Below are 23,041 nucleotides of genomic sequence, written 5' to 3' on the forward strand. Positions count from 1 at the left end.
GCCGAGACTACGCCACGACGACCGGAGGGGGAAGGCCATGGTCGCGTTCAAACGAGGAGGCGGCAGCAGGAGGCGGTCGCGAGGGCGCAAGAACAGGTGACGGAAACTGCGATACGTTCTACGCTGCAATCCCAACGGGGCGCGCAGCGCCCGCCATCAAGGAGTTTCCGTGGAATTGAAAATTGCCCTCGTCGCTGGAGCCGTTGGCGCCCTCGCCGGTTGTGCCGGTGCCGCGGACGGGTCGTCTCCCAGCCAGGCGGACACCACACCCGAGCCCGACCCGGCCGCGGGCAACGCCGCCCTCATGTCGCTGAATGAGAACATGGCCCGCCTGCGCGCGCTCGCGGTCTTCGATGCCGATCATGTCATCTTTGATATGCCCGGGCATTCTTCCAATTGTTATTCGGTCTGCAAGCATCGCCAGATCGCCGCGCTCCGCGTGGACAAACTGGCCGACGTCGCCGAGTCCGCCGTGAAGACCCCCGCCCCGGACGCCTGCGCCGAGGCGACCATCGAAAAGAACCTCGCCGCGCTGAACGCGCTCCATATCGTGCACGTCGAGGGGCTGATCAAGGACGAGCCCAAGAACAGCGCCAACTGTTACCAGCCCTGCGAGCCCGTTGTTCAGGATGCCAAGGCCCTCACCTGCGAGCGCGCCGGGAAGCTCGCGAGCATCGTGAACGCGGCCAAGGATCTGTGAGGGCCCGTTTTCCCGACGTGAATGGGCGCCTCGGGCTGGGGGTCGGAATGGATCTCCCCTGGGGCGCCCCGGTCGGGTTCACGCACGATTCCGGGCGTGGGGATCACGTGACGGATCCGGTCGTGCGGTTCTTGTCGTCCCATGCCGGGGCCTTTCGGTATCTGTTCACGTCCTTCCAGCCCCGGAGTCGAAATCGCCTCGATCCCCGCGAGTACTTCGACGCCTACGACGACCTGTTTGCCCGCATTCCAGCGTTCTCTGTGCGCGCCCTCCACCAGACGACCTTCAACCTGGGCGCGCTCGAAGCCTATGATCGCGGGCGGATCCTCGATTTCACGAACGCGCTCGTCGACCGGTACCACTTCGCGTGGGTGAACGAGGATCTCGGCCTCTGGTCGCTGCACGGCAGGCCCTTGCCGTACCCGCTGCCGCCGTATCTCACGCCCGCGGGGCTCGACGCCGCCATCCGGAACACGGCCGAGGTGCAAGAGAAGCTTCTGGCGCCGCTCTTCGTGGAGTTCCCCGGATTCTCGGACGGGACGAGCTTTTTCATGGGCCAGATGCACGCGTATGATTTTTTCCGGACGGTCGTGGAGGAGACGCGGTCGCCGGCCACGCTCGACGTGGGGCACCTCCTTTCCTATCAATGGCTGCTCGGCAAGCGGGGCGAGGCGCTGTTCGGGGAGGTCGAGCGATTGCCGCTCGACCATTGCTTCGAGATTCACCTCTCGGGATGCGCGATCGACGGTGATTCCTTCATGGACCATCACCACGGCGTGCTTCTCGACGAGCAGCTCGAGCTCCTTCGTCGCCTCCTTCCGCTTTGTCCGAACCTGTCCGCGATCACCTACGAAGATCCGAGGCTCGACGCCGAAGGGCGGCTCGCCCCCGAGACCGTCACGAGCTTCGAGCGCCTCCGGGACGCCGTGGACCTCTGGCTCTCATGATCTCGCTCGATCAGGCGCTCGACCGGCTTTTGCATCATCGCTCGTACCGGGAAGCCTTTCTCGCGGGACGCGTTTCCGAGCTCGACGTGTCGGAAGGCGATCTGCGCGCGCTCCAATCCATCGACCCGGAGCAGCTCCGAAGGACGGTCGAGCGCGTGCGCGCGGATGTCATCCAGCGAAAACATCGGGGGAGCGGCGGGCTCCTCACGATATACGCGCGCACCCTGGACGCGTGGAGGGCCACGCATCCCGAGGATCACGAGCTCGAAGAGTTGCTGGCGTCGTTCCTGGAATCCCCAGCCTTCGATGCGTATCGCGCACATTCCCACGCGGGCCCCGGGGTCTGCCTCGAAGAGGCCTTCTTTCGGTTCTGCGATGCACGCGGGATCGGCGACGGCGCGATCCGGGAGGCAGAGTTTCTCACGGCGATGATGAAGGCGCTCCTGATGAGCCCGCTGCCGGATTTCACCCTGCCGGCGGAGGTTCGTGTCGTCCCGGATGGGTTTTTCGCGGTGGGCGAGCGGGCCGGGCCCACGCTCTACGCCGCCGTGCGCGGAAAGCTCGTCCTCGGGCCGATCACGCCCTTCCTCGCGGATCTGCTCCTGTCGGACGACAGCCCGGTCGAGATCGCGCGCAAACACCACGTCGCCACCATCGTGCTGCAAGCGTCGCTCGATCACCTCGCGGGGCTCGGGCTCGGCCGCTGAGCCGCGGTTCCACAAGGGCGAGGTCGCTCGCGCCAAGGCCGGGGGTGTGTTCCGCAACGGCGGAGCCGTGTTCCGCAAGGCGGCGTTGTGTTCCGCAAGGGCGATGTCGTGTTCCGCAAGGGCGATGTCGTGTTCCGCAAGGGCGGGGGCGTGTTCCGCAACGGCGGGGGCGTGTTCCGCAACGGCGGGGGCGCTCGCGTCAAGGGCACAGCCTCTCGCGCCCGGTCATCCCGTCCCCGTGGCCTCCTTCAGCTTCCCGCTCCCCACTTCGGCCAGCATCTTCTCCAGCGCCGGAAGGCTCGGCGGCTTCGCCATGTGCCTGTCGAAGCCGGCTTGCCTCGATCGCTCCACGTCCTCCTGCAAGGCATACCCGCTCAGCGCCACCAGGTAGACCGATCGCAGCTTCGGATCCGCGCGTATCGTCCGCGCCACGCCATACCCGTCCATCCCCGGCAAGCCAATGTCGCAGAGCACCACGTCCGGCTCGAAGCGACGCGCCTTCTCGATGCCCTCGGGCCCCGCGAACGCGACCTCGACCACGTGGTCGCCCATCCCCAGCGCGTCGCGCAGCGTCTCGGCCGCGTCCACGTTGTCCTCGATGACGAGGACCCGCCGCGCCGGCTCCCGCCGCGTGGCCACAGGCGCCGCAGCCCGGCTCCACGCGAGGGCCGGGGCGAGCGGCAGCCGCACCGTGAACCGCGCGCCTTGTCCGAGCCCCGCGCTCGCGGCCGTCACCGTCCCGCCGTGCATCTCGCAGAGGCCCTTCACCAGCGAGAGCCCGAGCCCGAGCCCTCCGCGGCTTCGATCGAGCGTGCAATCCGCCTGCACGAACGGCTCGAACACGTGCGGCAGCGTCTTCGGCGGGATGCCCGCGCCGTCGTCCCGCACGCACACCACAGCCTCGCCCCCCTCGCGCTTCGCCGACAGGAACGCGTGGCCGCCCCGCGGCGTGAACTTCGCCGCGTTCGTCAGCAGGTTGCCCACGACCTGCGCGAGCCGCGTCGGATCACCGTCGACGTGGAGCGACGCCGGGTCCACCTCGACCTCGAGCGTCACGCCCGCCAGCTCGAAGCTCGGCCCGAGATCCTCGGCGAGGCGATGCACGAACTCGCCGAGCTCGACCCGCTCGCGCTGGAGCTGGATCTTGCCGCGCGAGATACGCGTGACGTCGAGCAGGTCGTCGATGAGCCGCGTCATGTGCGTGACCTGTCGCTCGATCGCCGCGTGCGCGCGCCGCGCCTGCGGCCCTCCCGGCGCGGCGCGCTCCAGGATGTAGAGACCGTTGCGGATGGGCGCGAGCGGGTTTCGGAGCTCGTGCGAGAGCATCGCGAGGAACTCGTCTTTGCGCCGATCCGCCTCGCGCAGCGCGGTCTCGCTCTCGCGCAGCGCTTGCTCGGCCTCCTTGCGCTGCGTGATGTCCTGCATGATGCCCACGCTCCGGACCGGCGCGCCCGCGGCGTCGCGGATCAGCCGCGCCGCGGCGTGCACCCAGATGATCCGCCCGTCCTTGCGGACGTAGCGCTTCTCCGTGCAGTACTCGTCAACCTCGCCGCGCACCATGCGGCTGTACTTCTCCCAGTCCGCCTGGCGATCGTCGGGGTGCGTCATGTCACGCACCGTGCCCGAGAGCAGCTCCTCGCGGCTGTAGCCGGTGATGTCGCAATACCGATCGTTCACGCGCAGGATCCGCCCCGTCCCGGGATCCACCTGGCCCATGCCGACGATCGCCGTCTCGAAGAACGCGCGGTACTGCTCCTCGCTCTGCCGCAGCGCCTCCTCGGCTTGCCTGTGCTCGGTGATGTCGCGCTTCACCACGACCGCGAGGATCTGCTGGCCCTGCTCGTCCCGCACGGGCTCGCCGCTGAAGTTGAAGATCCACGTCTGACCCGTGTCGAGGCGCCTCGTGTGGAGCTGCCAGCCAGCGAAGGACTCGCCCCGCAGCGCGCGGGATACGGGCCATTCGTCGACGGCGAGCACGTGGCCGTCGAGATCGGTGAGCTCGTAGAGCGCGGCGAAGTCCGCGATGGAGATCTTCCTGCGGTTCATGAAGGCGTACTTCACCGCCTCCGCGCTGTTCACGAGGACCACCTTGCCCTCCATGTCGAAGACGACGATGCCGTCCGGGATCGCCTGGAAGACGGCTTCGAGCTGCGCGCGGCTGTGGTCGGCGCGGGCCGCAGTCTCGCGGAGCGCCTCGACGAGCTGCCGGCGCTCCTCCTCGATCCGCTTGCGCGCCGTGACGTCGCGGAAGAAGACCGCGATGCCGCCCTCCTTCGTCGGGTACACGTTCACGTGTGTCCAGAGATCGAGCGGCGCGTAGTACTCGTCGAACTCAGCAGGCACGCGCTCGCGCATGACGCGGCTGTACTCGCGGAAGTAACGCGAGTGCGGGCCCGCGAGGGAAGGGTAGACCTCCCAGAGGCTCCGGCCGAGCGTCTCGCTGCGCGGCTTCAGGCTCAGGCGCTCCTGGCGCGGGTTGACGAAGACGAAGCGGAAGTCTTGATCGAGCACGAAGCAGGCGTCGCCGCGATCGAGCACGTCGAAGGCGCGCGCGAGATCCTCGGAGTCGTGGCGCGCGTGCTCGTGCTGCTCGTGGATGTCGAGGGCGAAGCCGGACCAGTCGACGACGGCGCCGCGGTCGTCGAGGATCGGCGCGCTGCGGAGCGAGAACCAGCGGTACACGCCGTCGTGCCGGCGGATGCGGGCGTCGATCGCAAACCGCTCGGCCGAGGCGAGCGCGTGTCTCCACGCCCGAGCGGCGCAAGCTTGGTCGTGGGGGTGCAGCACGCGCTGCCAGCCGAGGCCGTAAAGCTCCGCGGCGGGGAGGCCGGTGTACGCGATCCACGAGGCGCTTGCGAAGTCGCATGTGCCGTCTGCCCGGCACGCCCAGACGAGCCCAGGCAAGCTGTCGAGGAGCCGTCGACATCGGCCCTCCGCGAAGGCAGCACCTGCACGAGGCTCGGCCATGGGTCCATCGGCACGTGGTGCCGTGCGGGCCCGATCGCAAGCTGGCGCGGCGTAGCGGCTGCCCGTGCGCCTCGGGCATGGCCGGCTTGCCTCTTCACGTTCGCCCCGCGTCGGAGCAAACTGCGCGGTCTCTGTGGAGGCCGAGGAAGGAGCGGTGGCGCGTGAGCGAGGCACCTGGGATCTGGTTCGTGTATCGATCGCACTACGAAGGGCCGCTCTCGCGCCTCGTTCGGCGCCTCGACGCGCCCTCGATCCTCGCGTGGTTCTCGCAGAAGATGAGCGATGCCAAGAAGGCCGAGGATCCGAGCCGCATTTATGAGGACGAGCTCGGCGGCTACGTGTACGGGTTCGGCACGGTGTTCGAGGCCGTCAAGGAACACGGGCTCATAGCGCCGAAGTCGACGGCCGAGCTCGAGAAGATCCTCCGCAAGCACCTCTACGTCGAGGGCGACGCGGGGCACATTCGCATCGACGAGCACTCGCTCCGCGTGCTGACGGACGACGACGAAGTCGAGCTCGCGTACTTCTTTTTCGATGACGAGGTCGTGCGCAAGCAGCCCGAGCGCGTGTCCTTTTTGCTCCAGGAGGAGCCGAAGCTGCCGGAGGGCGACGCGGACGGCTCGTTCACGCCGCCCTTCGAGCCGGAGCCCGTCCTGCCGCGCGGCGAAGGCGAGGGGACGACGTACGCTTGTCTGCTCACGTCGTACGACGGTGACTCGATCCCGGGCCTCGCCGTGGCCATCCCCGGCGTGCGGCTGCCCGATCTCGCGTCGCACCTGCGCACCGTGGTGCCGGCGAAGAAGCCGGCGTCCTGGTCGAAGGAGTGGCTCGAGACGTGGCCGGTGGAGCTCCGGCTCCTGCGGGCGATGATCGAGCCGGGCCAGATCTCGATCGCGCCGGCGCTCACGAAATGTGCGGCGTATCCGCTGCGCGAGGTCGTCACCGGGACGAACCACACGCTGCTCGGCGTGGGCGCGCACCAGAACGCGGAGAGCGAGTTTTACAAGGTGGGGACGGCGTTCGAGGGGACCGGAGATCCCGCGCAGGCGATCGTGCAGGTGGGCAAGCACGCGGCGCTCTTCTGCCCGCACACGTCGAGCGCGTTCGGCCACGAGCAGTGGATCCTGTTCGACGATCGCTGGGCCGCCGCGCATCCGGCGCTCGCCGCGTCGATGTTGCGGTATGCGCACGGCTGGGATCCGCTCCGCGACCCCGCGCCGACGAAGCCGGTGGAGACCGCGGCCGAGCAGAAGGAGCGCGCCTGGAAGGAGGCGCTCGGCGGGCGGATGGAAGAGAAAGCGGCGCCGTACCGTACGACGGCGAGGTTTGCCGCCGGAGACCTCGTCGACCACACGAAGTTCGGACGCGGGCTCGTGCGTCGCGTGGACGGCGCGAAAATCGAAGTGATTTTCAAGGACGGCGCCAGGCTCCTGGCGCACGCGATGCCAGGGTGAGGCGAAGCGCCGAGACCACCGGCGCTCCCGCTTCCGTTTCCGCTCCCGCCTCCGCCCGTTGGGCGAGGGTAGCCATATCGCTGGGCCCTCGCTAGCATCGGCCCGCGCAGAGCAAGTTGATGAAGAAGGAACACGTCACGAAGACAGCGCCCCGGTGGTTCGATGCATCCTCGCCGGTGAGCATCGCCATGCGGGACGCGCGTGTGTCCCGCCGCGACGGGCGTGGGCTCATGTCGCTCAGCGAGGCGCGGCGCCTCATCGAATCGACCGAGGCCTTCCGCAAAGGGGAGGGCCGTACGGCCGCAGGGACGATGGTGTTCGAGAGCGACCGCGTGTGGGCGGCGTTTTTGTCGCTCGAGGACGCGGCCGAGTTCGTGAAGCACGGCCGGCGCATCCGCTGGGAGTTCCAGGTGCGCGGCCGCGACAACACCGCGCTCCACGATCGCTACGGAGACGGGATCCTGCCGTGGATCGAGAGCCGCCTCGAAGGCGACGGCACGCTCGTGAACGTGCCGTGGTGCGTGGTGCCGTGCCTGCTCGCGATCGGGTCGCGCGAGGCGCTCGAGGTCGCGCTGCGCGCGCGATCGATCGTGGAGCTCGCGGGCCAGGGCAGCGAGATCGAGGCCGAGGAGTCTGATCTTGCGGAGGACACGTCCGCGTCTTCCGACGACGACGACGACGACGACGGGGACGAGGACGAGGACGAGGACGACGAGGACGACGAGGATCCGGGCGCGGACGACGACGAGGACGACGAGCACGCCCGCGCCGACGGCGCCACGGAGGACGACGGTCTCGACGTGGCGCGGCGGTGGATGACGCGGCATCCGGACGCATACGGGGCGCTCGCGACGCTCGCGGACGAGGGCAACACGCGCGCGGCGGAGCTCTTGCGGGATCGCGCGTCGGCGCTCGGCGGCGTGGTGCGCGAGGCGATCGAGGCGGCGCTCGGCGCCGAGGCAGCCAAGCGGATCGCCGAGCAGTTCAACCTACCGCGGACGCGTTTGCCCGAGGAGGTGGAGCGGCTGCTCGCCGAGTCCGAGGCGATCGACGAGCCCCGAGGTCCGCTCTGGAGCATCGCCGAGCTCGACGAGGCCGCGCGCAGGTTTGATCTGCCGATTTGGGACAACGCGAACTACACGACCGCGGCGATGCGGATCACGGGGTACGCGTCGCAGAAGGGCGACGTGCTCGTCCTCGAGCAGATCCTCCACCACCCGGGCTCCGGCACGCTCGCGGGCTGGGAGTTCTCGGCGTACGGGCCCGGCGCGGGCAAACGAACCACGCGCGACGACGAGCTCATCGACGCCGCGCGGGACGAGCTCCAGAGCGTGGAGATCGACGCGGACGACTACGTCGACGGCATCACGAACCAGATCGTCCTGCTCGGCGAGCGCGACGAGAAGGGCCGGCCCACCGCGGGATCCGACGGCCCGCGCATCGTGCCGCTGCCGCTCCCGTCGGACGACATGATCGTGCACGTCAAGCGCGCCGCGGTGCGGCAGAAGGGGGATCCGCTGCGCGCGAGCTACCGCCTCCCGCGCGCGTTCGCATCGCTGCCGGAGTCCGCGCGCGGAAGCCTCCGCCTCGTGACGCCGGTCGAGGCGCTCGTCGTGGATCTGTGCCGCCGGCATCGCGACGTGATCTTCGCCGCCGATCGGGATCTGCGCGTCGCCGCAGCGATCCCGCAAGGCGCGACGCGGCTCTTCTCGTTCGACGATTTCCAGTACGTCGCCGCGGGCGAACCGGCCTCGCGATCGATGGATCTCGTGGCGATGGTCGAGGCGCTGCGCGCGCGGCGCAAGATCACGCGCCTGCCCGGCGCGGCGAACGCGCGGCCCGAGTGCTGGATCCCCGGCGCGGCCGAGCTCCGCAGCTACGCGGGCGGCGACGCGTGGGCCGAGGGCGACGATCCGATCGAGCCGGAGACGCCGGCCGAGGGCGTCGGCGTGACGCCGTACTGGAGCCTCACGATCGCGCGCGGTTTTCCGCACGGGGTGTGGCTCCTCCACGGCGCGGCGCAGAACAAGAAGGGGCAGGCGGAGCAGGCGATCCTGCACCTCACGAACGCGTCATCGCCCGTCGTGCGCCTGTTCTGGCCGCGCCGGACGGCGTGCATGTGGGCGCGTGTCGCGGGCCTGGCCGAGCGCAAGTGGGTGACCGGGGATCGCGGCGTGCTCGCGGCCGCGAAGAACGAGCGCATGCTCTACGCGGCCGAGGCGCGGAAGCTCGTGGAGACCTTCGTCCTCCGGCCATGGGCCGTGCCCGCGCACGTGGGCACGGAGTTCGTGCTCTTGCTGGAGGCGCTCGTCGGCGGGCGCGAGACGGTCGAGGCGTTCGTCGCCGCGCTCGGAAAGCTCTCGCCGGAGGCGTGGGCGTCCGACAGGGCGGCGCTCGCGAGCGCGATCTTCGAGCTCGGCTTCGTCCTGCGTCGCGTGGAAGGGTCGCGGGGCCCGCTGCGCGATCGGCTCGCGGCGTCGTGGCGGCCGGGACAAACGGGCGAGGCGCCGCGCATGCTCGACCTCGTGCTCCACGGCCGCGCCGGGGCCGAGCGCAGCGCGCGGTGCGAGCTCGATCTCGCGCACGCCGGCAACGATCCGACGTGGGTCCGTGACAAACTCCTCGATCGCAAGACGGCTGCATCCGCGCCCGACGTGTTCCTGGTCTCGCTCGCGGGCGAAGAGATGCTCGGGAAGTACGAGGCGCGGATCCCGCAGGTGACGGACGCGGCGTGGGTGGGCAGCCAGCTCGCGCGGCTCGCGTCGGCGCGGGTGGTCGGGATGGCGCTCGCGCTCTACGCCGATCGGCCGGAGGCGCGCGCGGCGATCTCGCAGGCTCTCTTCGAACGGCCGGAGATCCGCGCCGAGATCGAGGCGAACCAGCGGGGCCCGCAAGCCAAGATCGCGCGTGCCCTGCTCACCGCGCTCGACGAGCGGGACGAGCGCGCCTACGCGCGGAGGCAGGGCGCGCAGGACGACGAGCTCGACGATGAGGAGGAGGACGAGGACGACGACGAGGACGACGACGAGGCGTAGCCTCTAGCAACCTGTAGAATTATCGTCGCGAGCGCCCCGAAGCTAGGGCGACGGAGCGAGGAATCCTGAAGGATTTCGAGCGATGTCGACCGACGATTCGGGGCGCGCAGCAGATAAGTCCACAGGCTGCTAGCGCACCTCGTTCAGAAACTCCTGCTCCAGCAGCCCGTAGATGGCCGAGTCCGTGAACTTGCCGTTGTAGAACCAGTTCTCGCGCATGAGGGCGTCGCGCTTGAAGCCGAGCTTCTCCAGGACGCGTTGCGAGGCGTGGTTGTCCGGGTCGATGATCGCTTCGACCCGGTGCAGCTCCATTTCCGTGAAGCCGTAGCGGAGGATGGGCCGGAGCGCCTCGACCATGAGGCCGCGGCCCCAGAACGCGGGCGCGAGCTCGTAGCCGACCTCCGCGTAGCGGTGCGGCTTGTTCCAGCGCCAGAACCCGCACGTCCCGGTGAGCTCGCCGCTGTCCTTGAGCGAGAGGCCCCACCGGATGCCCGTGACGTCACGTTGCGATTCGAACACGATGCCGAGGAGCTTCTCGGTTTCGGCGAGGGTTCCGTGTGCAGGTCGGCCGAAGTACCGGACCACCTCGGGGTTCGACTGGATGCGGAAGATCGCCTCTGCGTCGGCCGGGACGAGCTCACGCAGGACGAGGTGGGGTGTTTCGAGCGTCGGGAACGGGGTGAACGAGACCATGAGGGCCGGGGAGGCTCCCACCTTTCCGTGACCCCAGCAACGACGCCGCGGCGCGTTGCACGATCGCGACGCGTGAGGTTGCACGATTGAAAGTCGGTCCGGAAGAACCTATGGCCAAATGCCCGGATCGACACATGAACGACGTTGGCCCGGACCGTGCAATCTCTACGGGCAGAGCGCCTGCTCCGGCCGCCCCCCCCCGCCGTAGAGTAGGCGCTCGCTTTTTGTCTCCCCGTCACGTGGCGCGCAGGCCCGGGCGGGCGAGCGCACGTCACACTTCCGAGCGCCCGTTCGATACGTGGAGGGCACGATCGGATCGGAAGGAGATGACCATGCGGTGGACCCTCGCGCTTCTCGGCTCGCTTTCGGCATGCACGGCGCTCGGGTCGCCGGGCACGGAGCCTCGGCGCGACGCGGAAGACCCCGCCGTGCGCCCCGAGCCCGCCCGCGCGCTTCCTGCCGCGAGCGCCAAAGGCAGCGGACCGGCGAGCGTGTCCCCCGCGACCCCGCCGGCGCCGGATGCTTTCGCGCGGTACCCGTGGCTCGAAGGGGGAGCCGTGGGCATGCCGGCGCCGGTCGACACGCTCGAAAAGCGGTTTCCACCCCCGCCCGGCTTTTCACGCGTGTCCCTCGCCCCGGACGGCTTCGGCGCGTTCCTGCGCACCTTGCCGCTCGCCGCGAAGGGCACGCCGGTCAAGTCTTACCGCGGCGACGCGATCCGCGCCGACGGGCACCCGAACGTCGCCGCCGTCGTGGCCATCGACGTCGGCAAGGCGGATCTGCAGCAATGCGCCGACGCGATCCTCCGGCTGCACGCGGAGTGGCGCTGGTCGCGTGGGCAGCGCGACCACGCCTACCGGACGGCGAGTGGCACGACGCTCGAATTCCAGCGTTATGCCTCGGGTCAGCGGATCCGCGCCTCTGGCAATCGGCTCGAGCTCGTCCCATCGGCGAAGCGCGCCGAGGCGACCCACGCGCTCTTCCGGACCTGGCTCGACGACGTGTTTGGCTGGACCAACACGGGCGCCCTCGCGCGGGACGGCGAGCGCGTGGCCCTCGACACGTTTCGCCCCGGGGACTTTTTCGTGCTGACCGGCGTGCCGTTCGGCCACACGGTCCTGGTCCTCGACATGGCAAAGGATGCGGCCGGGCGCCGCGCGGTCCTGCTCGGCCAGAGCTTCGTCCCCGCGCAGAACGTCCACGTGATCCGCCCCGAGCCCGCGAGCGCGTGGTTCGTCCTCGACGAGGCCGCGGGCGCGCTCACGACCCCGTTTTGGGACCCATTCCCGTTCGATTCGCTCCGCCGTTTGCCCGAGTAAACCGGCGCCGAAGGCGACCCCCGAGGAGCGCCAGGGCCGCCGCAAAAGCAACCCCTTCGGAACCCGGGGGCCGTTCGCCCATTCGGCATCCACAAAGCGCAGCCGGCGCCGGCGTCGTTTGCGGCGGAGGGGGCGGCTTCGTTTGCGGCGGAGGGGGCGGCGGAGGCGGAGGCGGCGGCAGCGGCAAGGGCGGAGGCGGAGGCGGAGGATCCGGCGCGGCGGGCTCGGTTTTGCAGGTCCGCGGCCGCGCGGCGAGCCAATCGAGCAGGCTGTCGGCTTTCCCTCTCGCGCCGAGCGCCCGCCACTCGCCGCCGTGATCCTTGCCGGGCAAGAGGTCCCACGTCACGTCGCGCGTGCAGGCGGCGACGCGCTCATGCAGCCCCCGGGCGAGGTGGTGGAGCGGGTTTCGGTCGCCGACCAGGAAATACGCCGGCGGCGCGCACGTCGGGTTTGGCTCCGGCGCGCACGTGTTGTCCCGCGGGGGCATGCCCCCGCCGACGAACACCACCGCCGCATACCGCGCCCCGAGCCGCGCCCAGTTCCACCCGAGGAACGATGCGCCCCCCGACCAACCCGCAATCCACACCCGATCCGCGTCGATCCCGTACTCACGGCCGATCGCGTCGATCTGCGCCTCGATCCACCCGGGAGGATCGCCCTCGGACCATTGCCAGAAGCTCCCGACCCGGCATCCCTCGGCTTTCGGGCACATCGGCGCAAAGAGCGCCACGCCCCGCGCGGCGGCGGCCGCGACGAACGGCGAGGCGTCCCGCTCCACGAGCGGCGTCTTGCCGCCGGGCGCATCGCCATGCAGCACCACGAGCAGCGGCGCCTTCGTCGCGCCCTCGGGCGGCGGATCAAAGAGGCAGCCGGGGCAGGGATATCCCACCCGGCGGCGCGGGGTTGCCTCGGCCGCACCCCCGGCGAGGGCGACGATCGCGAGCGTGGCGGCGGCGAGGGCGCGGGCCTTCGTCATGCGGCCCGCCGAGGATAGCTGATCCGCGCGTCTCCTTGGGCGCCGCGATCACTCGCCGTTCAGCGTGTAGAGGTAGGCCGCGATGTCCTTCGCTTCCTGCTCGCTCACGCCGAGGGTCGGCATCTTCGTGCGTGGATCGAGGTCCGTCGGGCGCCGGATCCACCGGATGAGGTTGTCGGGCGTGTTGGGCGCGACGTGCGCGATGTCGCCCCGGTTCGCGAAGCCGAACAGCGGATGCGACTCCTTGCCGATCGCCCCTTCGACGCCCGGGATGAGGTGGCAGGCGCCACACGCGTACTTCTTGATCGCCTCGCGCCCCCGCTCCGCGTCTCCGCCGGCCACGTCGCGCGGCGGCGCCGGCTTCGACTTGCACGCGGCGAGCGCCCCGGGCGCGGCGAGCGCGAGGAGGAGCAGGAAAGGCCGATACCGTCGTGACAAAACCACCAGATCTCCCGTGCCTGCCCCGGGCATCCGCAGGAAGGCTCGCCCTCGATAGGGGCTCCGAGGACGGCCGGCAAGCTAGCACGAAGGGGTTGGGACGGAAGGCGGGCCGTGCTGGTCGATTGAGCATCTGCCAATCCGCTGGCCCGCCCAACGCGCGGATGCGGAGAAAGCTGCCATGCTTGCCGCATGTTCGACCTGCTCCGTCGCCGCCCTGCGTTCCGTCGCCTTTGGGCGGCTGGGACCATCTCGCTCGTCGGCGACTGGCTCGCGTTCGTCGCCGTGAGCCGGCTGGCGCTGGACCACGGCGGGGGCGCGCTCGCGCTCGTGGGTGTCTTTGCGGCGCATTCGCTCCCGCATGCGTGCCTGTCGCCCATCGCGGGGTTCGTCGCCGACCGGTTCGACCGGCAGCGCTTGCTCGTCGGCATCCCGCTCGTCCAGGCCGCCTTCACGATCGCCATGGCGGTCGCGGCCGCACGGGGCGAGCTCGCGGCGCTGCAGGCGCTCGTGCTCGTGCGATCCGCGTTCACGGCCTTCATGGTCCCGGCCGAGACGGCGGCGCTCCGGCACACGGTCGAGCCGCCGGAGCTCCTCCGGGCGAACGCCATCGTCTCGGGGACGTGGAGCATCACGTTCGTCGCGGGCATGGCGCTTGGCGGATGGCTCGCCGCGCTCGGGCCCGTGCCCGCGATCCTCGTGGACAGCCTCTCGTTTTTCCTCGCCGCGGCGCTCGCCTCGGGGCTGCCTTCCTTGAAGCCCGAGGGGGCCGGGGCGCCGCAGGCCACCGGCGTCTGGGGACTCGTCCGGGCGGTGCCGCGGGATCTCTGGGCTGCGCTCGGGCATGCACGCGCGCGGCCGGCGCTCTTCCGGGCCGTCTTCTCGAAGGTGCCCGCGGCGCTCGCGGGGGGCATGGGCTGGGTCACGCTGAACCTCGTCGCGGATCAGGCGGCGCCGTTCGGCGCGGCGGCCCTTTCGCTCGGCATCTTGCAATCCGTGCGAGGGGCGGGGACGGGGCTCGGCCCGCTCGGCATCTCGCTCCTCACGCGCGGCCGCGATCCGGGGCGGGGGCTCGAGCACGCGGCGACGCTCACCACGTTTGCGGGCATCGTCGCCTTTTCGCTGGTGCAGCCCTGGCCTGCGCTCTTGCTCGTGGCCGTGCTCGTGTGGGGGATGGGCGGCGGGAGCAACTGGGTGCTCACGAGCGCCTCCCTCCAGCGCCTCGCGCCCGACGCGATGATCGGCCGGCTTTCGAGCATCGACGATCTCACGACCACCACGACGATGGTGGTGGGCGCGCTGATCGCGGCGTTCCTGTACCAGGCCTCCTTCTCGGTCCAGGCGATCGGGGCGATGGGGGCGGGGGCGGGGCTCGTCGTCTGGATCGCACTCTCGCTCCGGCGGACGGAGGCCCCGCTTTCCCTGGAAAAAACCGCCCTCGAGCGGGGATGAGCGTGCCGCTCAGTTCAGCGGTTTTGCGGGCCGCTCCGTCGCCACGAACCTGAATCGCCCATAAAGTGTCGGGCCGCGCATGTCCGACTCGCTCATGGCGAGCACGCCCATGCCGATGTCCTCGAAAAGGAGAACGACGCCGAGCCAGCCCGCGAAATACAGCATTCCGTGCGTCAGGCGGTGCTCGTGCAGCCGGAGCAGCTTCATCTCCTTGAAGCGGAGCGGCCGGCCCGCCATCTGCTCCGCCATGGGCACGAGCGAGCCGACGAGCGGCCGCTCGTCGATGCGGACGCCGTTGGTCAGGAAGCGGAGATCCGTGCCGAGTTGATCGAAGAACGCGTCCATCACCCCGCCGAAATCGTCCGTGTGGACGAGCTTCTCCTTCACGTTCGCCACGAGGGCGCGGATCTCGTCGACATCGGGGGCGTGGAGGGGAGTGGGGCGTCCGGACGAACCCCGGGGGGAGTGGTTTTGAAACGGGGGACGACGGGGGGGACGGGGAAGTTTCATGGCGCTCGTCTACCGGGAACGGGTTTTTCTGGAACGGTCCTCGCAAGCGCCGCGCGGCGCTTTCGGGGCTCGCACCCGTCCATCGACCGGAGGTGTACCCCAGTTGCGTACTTTCGTGATTTTTTTTCGAACGGCTTCGAGCGATTTTGCAGTTCCGCGGAAAAACCTGGGGGCGCCGGGCCACGTGTTTGGCACGAAGAACAGCTTGGCCCCGGGTGGTGCGTGGACAGGAGCCGGCGCGGGGGCTCCGGCACGCGCGCCTCGCGCCGCGGGCACGCAGCTCGTGCCCACCGCGCCGAGGTCGGTTCCCCCTTTCGCAGGACTTCTGGTACCCTCCGCGCCCGCATGGACAGCGCCCCCCTGAGCATCGCGTCCCAGATCGCGCGACAGCGCGTGGGACGCGTGCTTCTGGACAAGTGGCGCCTCGACAGCGTGCTCGGGACGGGCGGGTTCGGCGCGGTGTACGCCGCGACCCACCGCACGGGCAAACGCGTCGCCATCAAGATCATCCACCCCGAGCTCAACGCGATCGCCGACGCGCGCAGCCGCTTCCTGCGCGAGGCCTACGCCGTCAACGCCGTGACCCACCCGGGCATGGTCTCGATCCTCGACGACGACGTCGACGAGGACGGCTGCGTCTTCCTCGTCATGGAGCTGCTCGACGGCGAGACGCTCGAAGCGCGCCGCCTTCGAAGCGGCGGCAGCCTCGACTTCGAGGACGTCCTCTCCATGGCCGATCCGATCCTCGACGTGCTCGCCGCGGCCCACGAGAAGGGCGTCGTGCACCGCGATCTCAAGCCCGAGAACGTCTTCCTCCTCCGCACCGGCCAGATCAAGATGCTCGATTTCGGCGTGGCCAAGCTCCGCGAGGCGCCCCGCGGCAAGGCGTTGACGGTGAACGGCATCGTCATCGGCACGCCCGCCTTCATGCCGCCCGAGCAGGCCCGCGGACAGTGGGAGCTCGTCGACGAGCGCTCCGATCTCTACGCGGTCGGCGCGACCCTGTTCACCTTGCTCACGGGGCAGCTCGTCCACGGCAACCTCACGCCCCAGGAGTCCCTCGTCGCCGCCGTGACGACGCCCGCGCCCTCGTTCGCGACGGTCTCGCCCGGCGCGCCCCGCGCCCTCGTCGCGCTCCTCGACCGCGCGCTCGCCTTCGATCGGAAGGACCGCTTCCAGACCGCGCGCGAGATGCAAGCCGCGGTGCGCGAGGTCTACCACGAGCTCACCGGCAGCCTCACCTCCACGGCGCCCCACGAGGCCCGGAGCGTGCCTTCGACCGACGAGGACGAGACGACGCAGACCGGCAGCGACGACGAGCCCACGGCGGTCCTCTCGCGGATGCCGCACCTCGCGCTTGGGCGACGTCTCCCTTCGACGACCGCGCTGAGCCCCAAGCTCGTCTCGCCGGACAGCGAGCCGACGATCGTCGGCGCGCCGCCCTCGATGACGCTGAAGCGCAGCGTGAGCGGGCTCGTCGGGCCCGAGTCGCGTGGGCAGCGGTTGGCGTCGATCTTCGACTCGGCCGATTTCGGGGATCAAGCCGCGATCTCGGAGGAGATCGCCAAGGCGACGGCCGAGCTCAATGCCTCGGCGGCGGCCGCGGCGGCGCAGAAAAAGAAGACGGAGGAGGCGGCCGCGGGTCCCGAGCCCGAGGAGGCCACGATCCGCAACGTGAAGCAAGAGCCGGGCAAGCCCGCCGATCTGAACCAGGCGCGGGCCGCGGATCCTTCCCGGACGTGGATCTACGTGGTCCTGGTGGTTCTCCTCGTGGGCGCCCTCGTGGGGTTTGCCCTGCTCCGCGTGAAGCCGCGGCGGGCCGCGGCGCCCTCCGGGCTGGGGGCGGCGATACGCGCGGAAGCTTGCTATGCTGGGGCGTGGCTTGGCTCGTCGCCCTGGGGCTCGTCGCGTTCGTCGTGGTCGTGATCGTCTCGGTCGAGCGCACGCGCCGGCTGCTCGTCGTCGAGGCACAAGGGGGAAGGGTCGCGCGGCTCTCGGGCCGGGCGCCGGCGGAGCTCGCCGCCGACATCGAGGACGTCCTCGGTCGATCCCGGGCGACCGGGACGATCGTGCTACGGCTTCAGGGCGGACGTGTTGTGGTGCACACTGAAAAAGGGATCGACGAGACCACGGCGCAGCGGCTCCGCAACGTGGTCGGACGTTTCCCCGTCGCCCGCCTGCGCACAGCGCGGCGCGTCGAGCGTGGCGCGACGAGGTAGGCTGGCCCGAAGCGTCGTCGGCCCGACCATTGCAATGCGGAATCTTCGATTGGGAGGGACGAACGCCGAGCGCGCGGAGATTCTCGTCTTTGGCGAATCGTCGTGGGTTGCAAGCGCCCGGCACGATCCGGGCGCTCGCGGGCGTGGCGAAGGGCTCAAGCCTTGCTGAGGAAGCTCTTGACCTGCGACTCGATCGCGCTGCCGGGCACCACGAAGGGCTTGTCCGTGATGTCCACGGCGAACGCCTGGCCCGTGATCGTGTAGACGCCCTTGACCGTGCCGGCCGGCGTGGGGACCGAGAAGTCACCCTTCTTCTCGTCACCGCCGAACTTGCCGCCCGCCTTCTCGATCGCGCCCTTCGCCTTCGCGATGATGTCGACCGCGGCGCCGGGGAAATTGACCGAGAAACTGTGCTTTGCCATGTCGTATACCCCTGTGGTTATGCGCCGCGCGGAGCCTACTCCCCCTCACGGCAGTGGCGACCCTAATCCGTTCCCGTGACGAAATCCAGCCCGAACTCCCTCGCTAACTTATCGAAGTGCCTCGATAAGACGCGTCAGGTATGGGGCGGCCGGCTTCGCTTCTTCTCGGCCTCGAGCGTCTCTTCGAGCTTCCCCTTGCCCTCATCCACGACCTCGCGCTCGTACCAGGGGCGCGTCGAGCGTTCGCGGACGCGGTAGATGATCCACGCCCCGAGGAGCAGCGGCACCACGCTCCAGGCGAGGTGGTGGACCGTCAGGTGACCACCGATCGTCGTGTTTGAAGCGAGCGACCCCTCGACGAGCCGCACCGGCAAGATCTGGCCCTCGTGCATCCACGCGAAGTCTTCCGGCTCCACCTCGTCGTTGACCGAAATTCCGTCCTGCGGCGACAGCCATACCCGATAATGGTGTGTGATGGTGTCGTCGCTCTCCGTGACGTAATGGTCGAGCTTGTGGATGGTGGCCGTCGTGGCCCTGCCGGCCCAGCGCCGTATGTGATAGCCGAGGAACATGGCGTGAAACGCGAGCGCGGTGAGCACGATCCACATCGCCCAGCGCCCGTGAAAGCGGGCGCGCTCGTGGAAACGCTCGCCGAGCGGCTGCGACGAGAGCAACATGCGCCCGCTGCGCGGCGGCCGGAGCACGTACCCCTCGCCCCCCGATCGATATCCCGCCGCCGGCTGCGCCTCCGGATCCGGCGCGCGCGAGAGCACCCCCGCGGCATACACGCGCTCGCCGGGCGTGAGCTCGGCGTACCGCATCCGGGCCTTCAGATCGACGCGGACGAGCCCGTCCATCTCGTCCACGAGGAAGACGTCGTCCCGCGGCTCGATTCGCACGCGATCGCCGGACGCGAGGCGCAGATAAAATGGCGCGACGAAGACCCGCCGCTTCTTTTCGGTCCACTTGTGCGACCACACGCCGGAGCTCTCGGACTCCTCGCCCTCCTGATCCACCTCGACGCGCACCGTGGTGTCCGACCGCTCGGCCCGCTCGACCTTGCCGAAGAGCACCGCCTCGCCGGCCACGAGCTGCTTCTCGCCGTCGAACGAGGCCTCGGCGGCCCGCGCCTCCGCGCGCTTGCGGGCCCGCGCGAGGAGCGCGGCGCCGCAGAGCGCGAGGAAACCCAGCGTACCCACGCCGTCCACGAGGAACGACGAGAACAGGGGGCCGAGGTGGTTCTCCGACATGAGATCGGACATGGCGGCGACTCTACCACACACGCGAGCCGAGCCGCGGCCTTGCTGCGCCCGGAAACCCCCTTGACACCGGCCACCCCGGGGAGTTTGCTCCTCGCTCGCCTCCGAGGCGGCCCGCGGGGGGCACGTCGGGGGGCGAGACACGCTGCGGAGGGAATCGCAATGGTGTACGTGCCGCCCAACCAAGAAGGCTCGAAGGTCTCGTTCAAGTCCCGCTATGGGAACTACATCGGCGGCGAGTGGGTCGCCCCGGTGAAGGGGGAGCATTTCGAGGACATCTCCCCCGTGACCGGCCGGCCTTTCTGCGAGATCCCGCGCTCCTCCGCGGAGGACATCGACAAGGCGCTCGACGCCGCGCACGCCGCGCGTGCCGCCTGGGGTCGCACCTCGCCGACGGATCGCGCGAACATCCTGAACAAGATCGCCGACCGGATGGAGCAGAACCTCGAAAAGCTCGCGGTCGCGGAGACGTGGGACAACGGCAAGCCCGTGCGCGAGACGCTCGCGGCCGACCTGCCGCTCGCCATCGACCATTTCCGTTATTTCGCAGGCTGTATTCGTGGCTCGGAGGGCACGATCGGCCAGATCGACGATACCACCGTCGCCTACCATTTCCCCGAGCCGCTCGGCGTCATCGGCCAGATCATCCCCTGGAACTTCCCGCTGCTCATGGCCGCGTGGAAGCTCGCGCCCGCGCTCGCCGCCGGCAACTGCGTCGTCCTCAAGCCCGCCGAGCAGACGCCGGCCTCGATTCTGCTCTGGGCCGAGCTCGTCGGCGACCTCCTGCCGCCCGGCGTCGTCAACATCGTGAACGGCTTCGGCTTCGAGGCCGGCAAGCCCCTCGCGTCGAGCCCGCGCATCGCGAAGATCGCTTTCACCGGCGAGACCACGACGGGCCGCCTCATCATGCAATATGCCTCGGAGAACCTGATTCCGGTCACGCTGGAGCTCGGCGGCAAGTCGCCGAACGTGTTTTTCGAGGACGTCTTCGCGCAGAACGACGATTTCGCCGACAAGGCGCTCGAAGGGTTCGCCATGTTCGCGCTGAACCAGGGCGAGGTCTGCACCTGCCCGTCGCGCGCGCTCGTGGCCGAGAAGATTTACCGCCAGTTCATCGAGCGGGCCGTCGAGCGGACGAAGAAGATCAAGCAGGGCAACCCGCTCGATCCGACGACGATGATCGGCGCGCAGGCGTCGAGTGATCAGCTCGAGAAGATCCTCTCCTACATCGACATCGGCAAGAAGGAGGGCGCGAAGTGCCTCCTCGGCGGCGAGCGCGTGCGGCTCGGCGGCGATCTCGAGAATGGATATTACGTCGCGCCGACGATCTTCGAGGGCACGAACCGGATGCGCATCTTCCAGGAGGAGATCTTCGGGCCGGTCGTGAGCGTGACGTCGTTCAAGGACGAGGCCGAGGCGCTCGCGGTCGCGAACGACACGCTTTATGGTCTCGGCGCCGGCGTGTGGACGCGCGACATCAACACGGCGTATCGCATGGGCCGCGCGATCCAGGCGGGCCGCGTGTGGACGAACTGCTACCACCTCTATCCGGCGCACGCCGCATTCGGTGGCTACAAGCAGTCGGGCATCGGGCGCGAGACGCACAAGATGATGCTCTCGCATTACCAGCAGACGAAGAACCTGCTCGTCAGCTATAGCCCGAAGGCGCTGGGGTTCTTCTGATGGAAGCCACGGCCCCGCCGCGCGTCACGGCCACGGAGGCGGCCATTGGCCTCATCCGGCGGCTCGTGGTGCGCCACGGCCCGCTCATGTTCCACCAATCGGGGGGCTGCTGCGATGGCAGCGCCCCGATGTGTTACCCGCGTGGTGAGTTCAAGGTGGGCGAGCGGGACGTGTTGCTCGGCGAGATCGAGGGCTGCCCCGTGTACATCGGCGGCGCGCAGTTCGAGCTGTGGAAACACACGCAGCTCGTGATTGACGCCGTCCCGGGCCGCGGGGCCGGCTTCTCGATCGAGTCGCCCGAGGGCATGCGATTCCTCACGCGATCGAATGTCTTTGGCGAGGGCGAGCTCTGCGCGCTCGACGCCGTCGGCGTCAGGCGCGGCCCGCAAGGCTGAGCGCGGCATACCGTTCGAAGAGCGCTCGCAGCCGGTCCGCCTCCGTGCGCATCGGTGTTCCCCCCTCGAAAAGCACCTCCACGGCCCTGTCGAGCCCATCGTGGGCCCTCGCCAGCTCCTTCGGCATTCCCCGCGGATCGTACAGCTCGCCCAGGCTCTTGCCCGGGAACGTCTTTCTCGCATCGAGCACGGCGCGGGCCGCCTCCTCCACGCGGCGGCGGCCTTCGGCGTCGGGTTCGGGGAAGGGGAACGTGCAATACGTGAGGTGCGGCGCGATGCTGATGTCGCTCTTCATGCGCCCGGCCACGGCGCGCACCCAGGCCATGAACATGCTCGATTGCAGCAGCCCGAAGAGCCAGTCGTCCGCGCCCGGGAACGTGATGAGCTTGTTGCCGGCGATCACCTCCGGATCGAGGAACGCTGCGGGGATCACGCGGCGGTTCTCGGACGAGACCTCCGGGAGCACGAGGTAACGAACGGAGGGCTGCCGGATCTGCGTGAACAGCCACGGCTTGTCCGCGAGATCCCGCACGGACGGCGTGCGCGACGCGAGGCGCAGACGGCGAATCGCCTCGATACGCCGTTGCAGAATGGGGGAGGCCTCGAGTTCCTCGGGGCGCACGCCTTCGAGCCAGAGGCAATGGCGCGGCTCGTCCCAGAGAAACGCCGACGCCTGGAGATACCGCCGCACGTAACGCCGGGCCACGGGATCGGCCATCACCGCGGCGTGATCCGCGGGCTCGACGACGAGGTGGCCGCCGTCGGTCGGCTGGCTGCCTTTCGTGCCCGCAGGGTAACCGGCGCCGAGCGGGGTTTTTCGTTTCCGCGGCACGACGTCCGGCCCGTCGGCGAGATACACGTTGATGTTCGCCGCCGCCCGCTCCACGGGTTCGCCCCGCGGATCGGGGTAATCGAAGATCCGGCGCGGCCCCGCGTCCCCGCGGGAAAACCCGAGCACCACCACGTGCACGTTGGCTTTCCCTTTCGACGCGCTCGCCCAGTGAAACGTCCGATGCGCGAAATCGAGCCGAACCCCGCACCGGCGGAGCAGCGGGCCGAGGCTCCGCGCCTGCTCGCCCTGGGTCAGGGAGTTCGTGGTGACGAACGCGCATCGGACGGGGTGGCTCGCGCCATACGTGATCGCGCGGGCGATGAAGGCCGCGGCATAATCGAGCCTGCCGGCGTGGATCCCGCGCGTGTCGAGTGGTTCGAATGCAAGGCGGCGATCCTCCTGCTGTTCGGGGCTCATCCAGGCCATGCCCACGAATGGCGGGTTTCCGAAGACGAACGGCGCGCGCTCGGCGGGCAACACGTCGTTCCAGTCGATGCGCAGCGCATTGGCGACCGTGATGCGCGGCGTTTCGTCGCGCGGGCCCACGAATTTGGGGCGGTGCGCTTTGCGCTCCGCGGCCTCGGCTTCCCGTCGCAGGGCGAGCCGCGCGGCGTTCGCGGCGCGCGCGTCGATCTCGATCCCGCAAAACTGGTCGAGCCGCACCCGGCGTGGCTGGTTCGTGCCCCGGGCGCGGAGGCGAACGAGGGCCGCGATTTCGAGCCTGCGTATTTCTCGGTATGCAACCACGAGAAAATTTCCCGCGCCGCACGAGGGATCGAGGAAACGCAGGCCGAGGAGCCGTTCGACGAACGCGTGAAGCGCGGCGGCCGTACGCGCCGCGGCGAGCGAGGCTTCGAGCGCGTCGAGGAAAAGCGGCCGGATCGTGCGGAGGATGAACGCCTCGTTCGTGTAATGGACGCCGAGCTGCCGGCGCTCGGCGGCGCTGATCGTCTCCTCCACGCGCTCGGGCGCTCCGGTCACGGGCCCCATGATGTTCGTCCGTCCTCCCGTGCGTCAAGGCGCAACGCGGGGG

The 23,041-nt window shown here is 69.7% G+C and carries 19 protein-coding genes; 11 read left to right on the plus strand and 8 right to left on the minus strand.

Going from position 1 to position 23,041, the window contains the following annotated elements; genetic code table 11:
• Positions 1–169 precede the first annotated feature (169 nt).
• Genes POL67_RS21015 through POL67_RS21025 form a run of 3 tightly spaced genes read left to right on the plus strand, consistent with a single transcriptional unit; the run spans position 170 to position 2,354 of the window.
• Entirely contained in the window at positions 170–700 is a 531-nt protein-coding gene (locus POL67_RS21015) for a hypothetical protein (RefSeq protein WP_271919735.1), read from the plus strand.
• A 47-nt stretch (positions 701–747) separates the two neighbouring features.
• Positions 748–1,647, plus strand: coding sequence for a multinuclear nonheme iron-dependent oxidase (locus tag POL67_RS21020; protein ID WP_271919737.1), 900 nt, complete (start codon positions 748–750; stop codon positions 1,645–1,647).
• Positions 1,644–2,354, plus strand: a complete 711-nt coding sequence (locus POL67_RS21025) for a hypothetical protein (protein ID WP_271919739.1) — start codon at positions 1,644–1,646, stop codon at positions 2,352–2,354. The genes POL67_RS21020 and POL67_RS21025 overlap by 4 nt, the downstream gene beginning before the upstream one ends.
• Positions 2,355–2,579: 225 nt before the next feature.
• Here POL67_RS21025 and POL67_RS21030 read toward each other — a convergent pair whose 3' ends face one another.
• Entirely contained in the window at positions 2,580–5,321 is a 2,742-nt protein-coding gene (locus tag POL67_RS21030) for a PAS domain-containing hybrid sensor histidine kinase/response regulator (protein WP_271919741.1), read from the minus strand.
• A gap of 161 nt (positions 5,322–5,482) precedes the next feature.
• Here POL67_RS21030 and POL67_RS21035 point away from each other — a divergent pair, with 161 nt between their 5' ends.
• Both POL67_RS21035 and POL67_RS21040 read left to right on the plus strand, forming a co-directional pair.
• A complete protein-coding gene (locus POL67_RS21035; protein WP_271919743.1) occupies positions 5,483–6,775 on the plus strand; it encodes a hypothetical protein in 1,293 nt (430 codons plus the stop codon).
• Between the two features lie 119 nt (positions 6,776–6,894).
• Complete coding sequence (locus tag POL67_RS21040) at positions 6,895–9,810, plus strand: hypothetical protein (RefSeq protein WP_271919745.1); 2,916 nt, start codon at positions 6,895–6,897, stop codon at positions 9,808–9,810.
• Between the two features lie 129 nt (positions 9,811–9,939).
• Here the strand turns inward: POL67_RS21040 and POL67_RS21045 are convergent, their stop codons facing one another.
• On the minus strand, positions 9,940–10,503 hold the full coding sequence (locus POL67_RS21045; RefSeq protein ID WP_271919747.1) for a GNAT family N-acetyltransferase: 564 nt from the start codon (positions 10,501–10,503) through the stop codon (positions 9,940–9,942).
• 332 nt (positions 10,504–10,835) lie between these two features.
• Here POL67_RS21045 and POL67_RS21050 point away from each other — a divergent pair, with 332 nt between their 5' ends.
• Positions 10,836–11,822 (plus strand): DUF4846 domain-containing protein, encoded by a 987-nt coding sequence (locus POL67_RS21050; protein WP_271919748.1) that lies wholly within the window; start codon positions 10,836–10,838, stop codon positions 11,820–11,822.
• Here POL67_RS21050 and POL67_RS21055 read toward each other — a convergent pair.
• Positions 11,764–12,798 (minus strand): alpha/beta hydrolase family protein, encoded by a 1,035-nt coding sequence (locus POL67_RS21055; RefSeq protein ID WP_271919750.1) that lies wholly within the window; start codon positions 12,796–12,798, stop codon positions 11,764–11,766. The genes POL67_RS21050 and POL67_RS21055 overlap by 59 nt on opposite strands.
• Positions 12,799–12,846: 48 nt before the next feature.
• Positions 12,847–13,242: a c-type cytochrome gene (locus POL67_RS21060; RefSeq protein ID WP_271919752.1), complete on the minus strand. Its 396-nt coding sequence runs from the start codon at positions 13,240–13,242 to the stop codon at positions 12,847–12,849.
• 186 nt (positions 13,243–13,428) lie between these two features.
• On the opposite strand from POL67_RS21060, the gene POL67_RS21065 reads away from it, so the two are divergent.
• The gene (locus POL67_RS21065) at positions 13,429–14,688 is read left to right on the plus strand and encodes an MFS transporter (RefSeq protein ID WP_271919753.1); all 1,260 of its coding nucleotides are present in this window, start codon (positions 13,429–13,431) and stop codon (positions 14,686–14,688) included.
• A gap of 9 nt (positions 14,689–14,697) precedes the next feature.
• Here POL67_RS21065 and POL67_RS21070 read toward each other — a convergent pair whose 3' ends face one another.
• Positions 14,698–15,084: a hypothetical protein gene (locus POL67_RS21070; protein ID WP_271919755.1), complete on the minus strand. Its 387-nt coding sequence runs from the start codon at positions 15,082–15,084 to the stop codon at positions 14,698–14,700.
• Between the two features lie 459 nt (positions 15,085–15,543).
• Here POL67_RS21070 and POL67_RS21075 point away from each other — a divergent pair, with 459 nt between their 5' ends.
• Both POL67_RS21075 and POL67_RS21080 read left to right on the plus strand, forming a co-directional pair.
• The gene (locus tag POL67_RS21075; protein ID WP_271919757.1) at positions 15,544–17,124 is read left to right on the plus strand and encodes a serine/threonine-protein kinase; all 1,581 of its coding nucleotides are present in this window, start codon (positions 15,544–15,546) and stop codon (positions 17,122–17,124) included.
• Positions 17,076–17,417 (plus strand): DUF3634 family protein, encoded by a 342-nt coding sequence (locus POL67_RS21080; RefSeq protein ID WP_271919759.1) that lies wholly within the window; start codon positions 17,076–17,078, stop codon positions 17,415–17,417. Before POL67_RS21075 ends, POL67_RS21080 begins: the two co-directional genes overlap by 49 nt.
• A 155-nt stretch (positions 17,418–17,572) precedes the next feature.
• Here the strand turns inward: POL67_RS21080 and POL67_RS21085 are convergent, their stop codons facing one another.
• Both POL67_RS21085 and POL67_RS21090 read right to left on the minus strand, forming a co-directional pair.
• Complete coding sequence (locus tag POL67_RS21085) at positions 17,573–17,839, minus strand: hypothetical protein (protein ID WP_271919760.1); 267 nt, start codon at positions 17,837–17,839, stop codon at positions 17,573–17,575.
• A gap of 134 nt (positions 17,840–17,973) precedes the next feature.
• On the minus strand, positions 17,974–19,101 hold the full coding sequence (locus POL67_RS21090) for a hypothetical protein (RefSeq protein ID WP_271919763.1): 1,128 nt from the start codon (positions 19,099–19,101) through the stop codon (positions 17,974–17,976).
• A 159-nt stretch (positions 19,102–19,260) separates the two neighbouring features.
• On the opposite strand from POL67_RS21090, the gene adh reads away from it, so the two are divergent.
• A complete protein-coding gene (gene adh, locus POL67_RS21095) occupies positions 19,261–20,781 on the plus strand; it encodes an aldehyde dehydrogenase (RefSeq protein WP_271919765.1) in 1,521 nt (506 codons plus the stop codon).
• Positions 20,781–21,176 carry a DUF779 domain-containing protein gene (locus POL67_RS21100; protein WP_271919768.1) on the plus strand — a complete coding sequence of 132 codons (396 nt, stop codon included), beginning with the start codon at positions 20,781–20,783 and terminating at the stop codon, positions 21,174–21,176. Before adh ends, POL67_RS21100 begins: the two co-directional genes overlap by 1 nt.
• Here POL67_RS21100 and POL67_RS21105 read toward each other — a convergent pair.
• Positions 21,154–22,989 (minus strand): DNA methyltransferase, encoded by a 1,836-nt coding sequence (locus POL67_RS21105; protein WP_271919769.1) that lies wholly within the window; start codon positions 22,987–22,989, stop codon positions 21,154–21,156. The genes POL67_RS21100 and POL67_RS21105 overlap by 23 nt on opposite strands.
• Between the last annotated feature and the right edge of the window lie 52 nt (positions 22,990–23,041).

The sequence above is a fragment of the Polyangium mundeleinium genome (assembly GCF_028369105.1).
Lineage (GTDB): Bacteria > Myxococcota_A > Polyangia > Polyangiales > Polyangiaceae > Polyangium > Polyangium mundeleinium.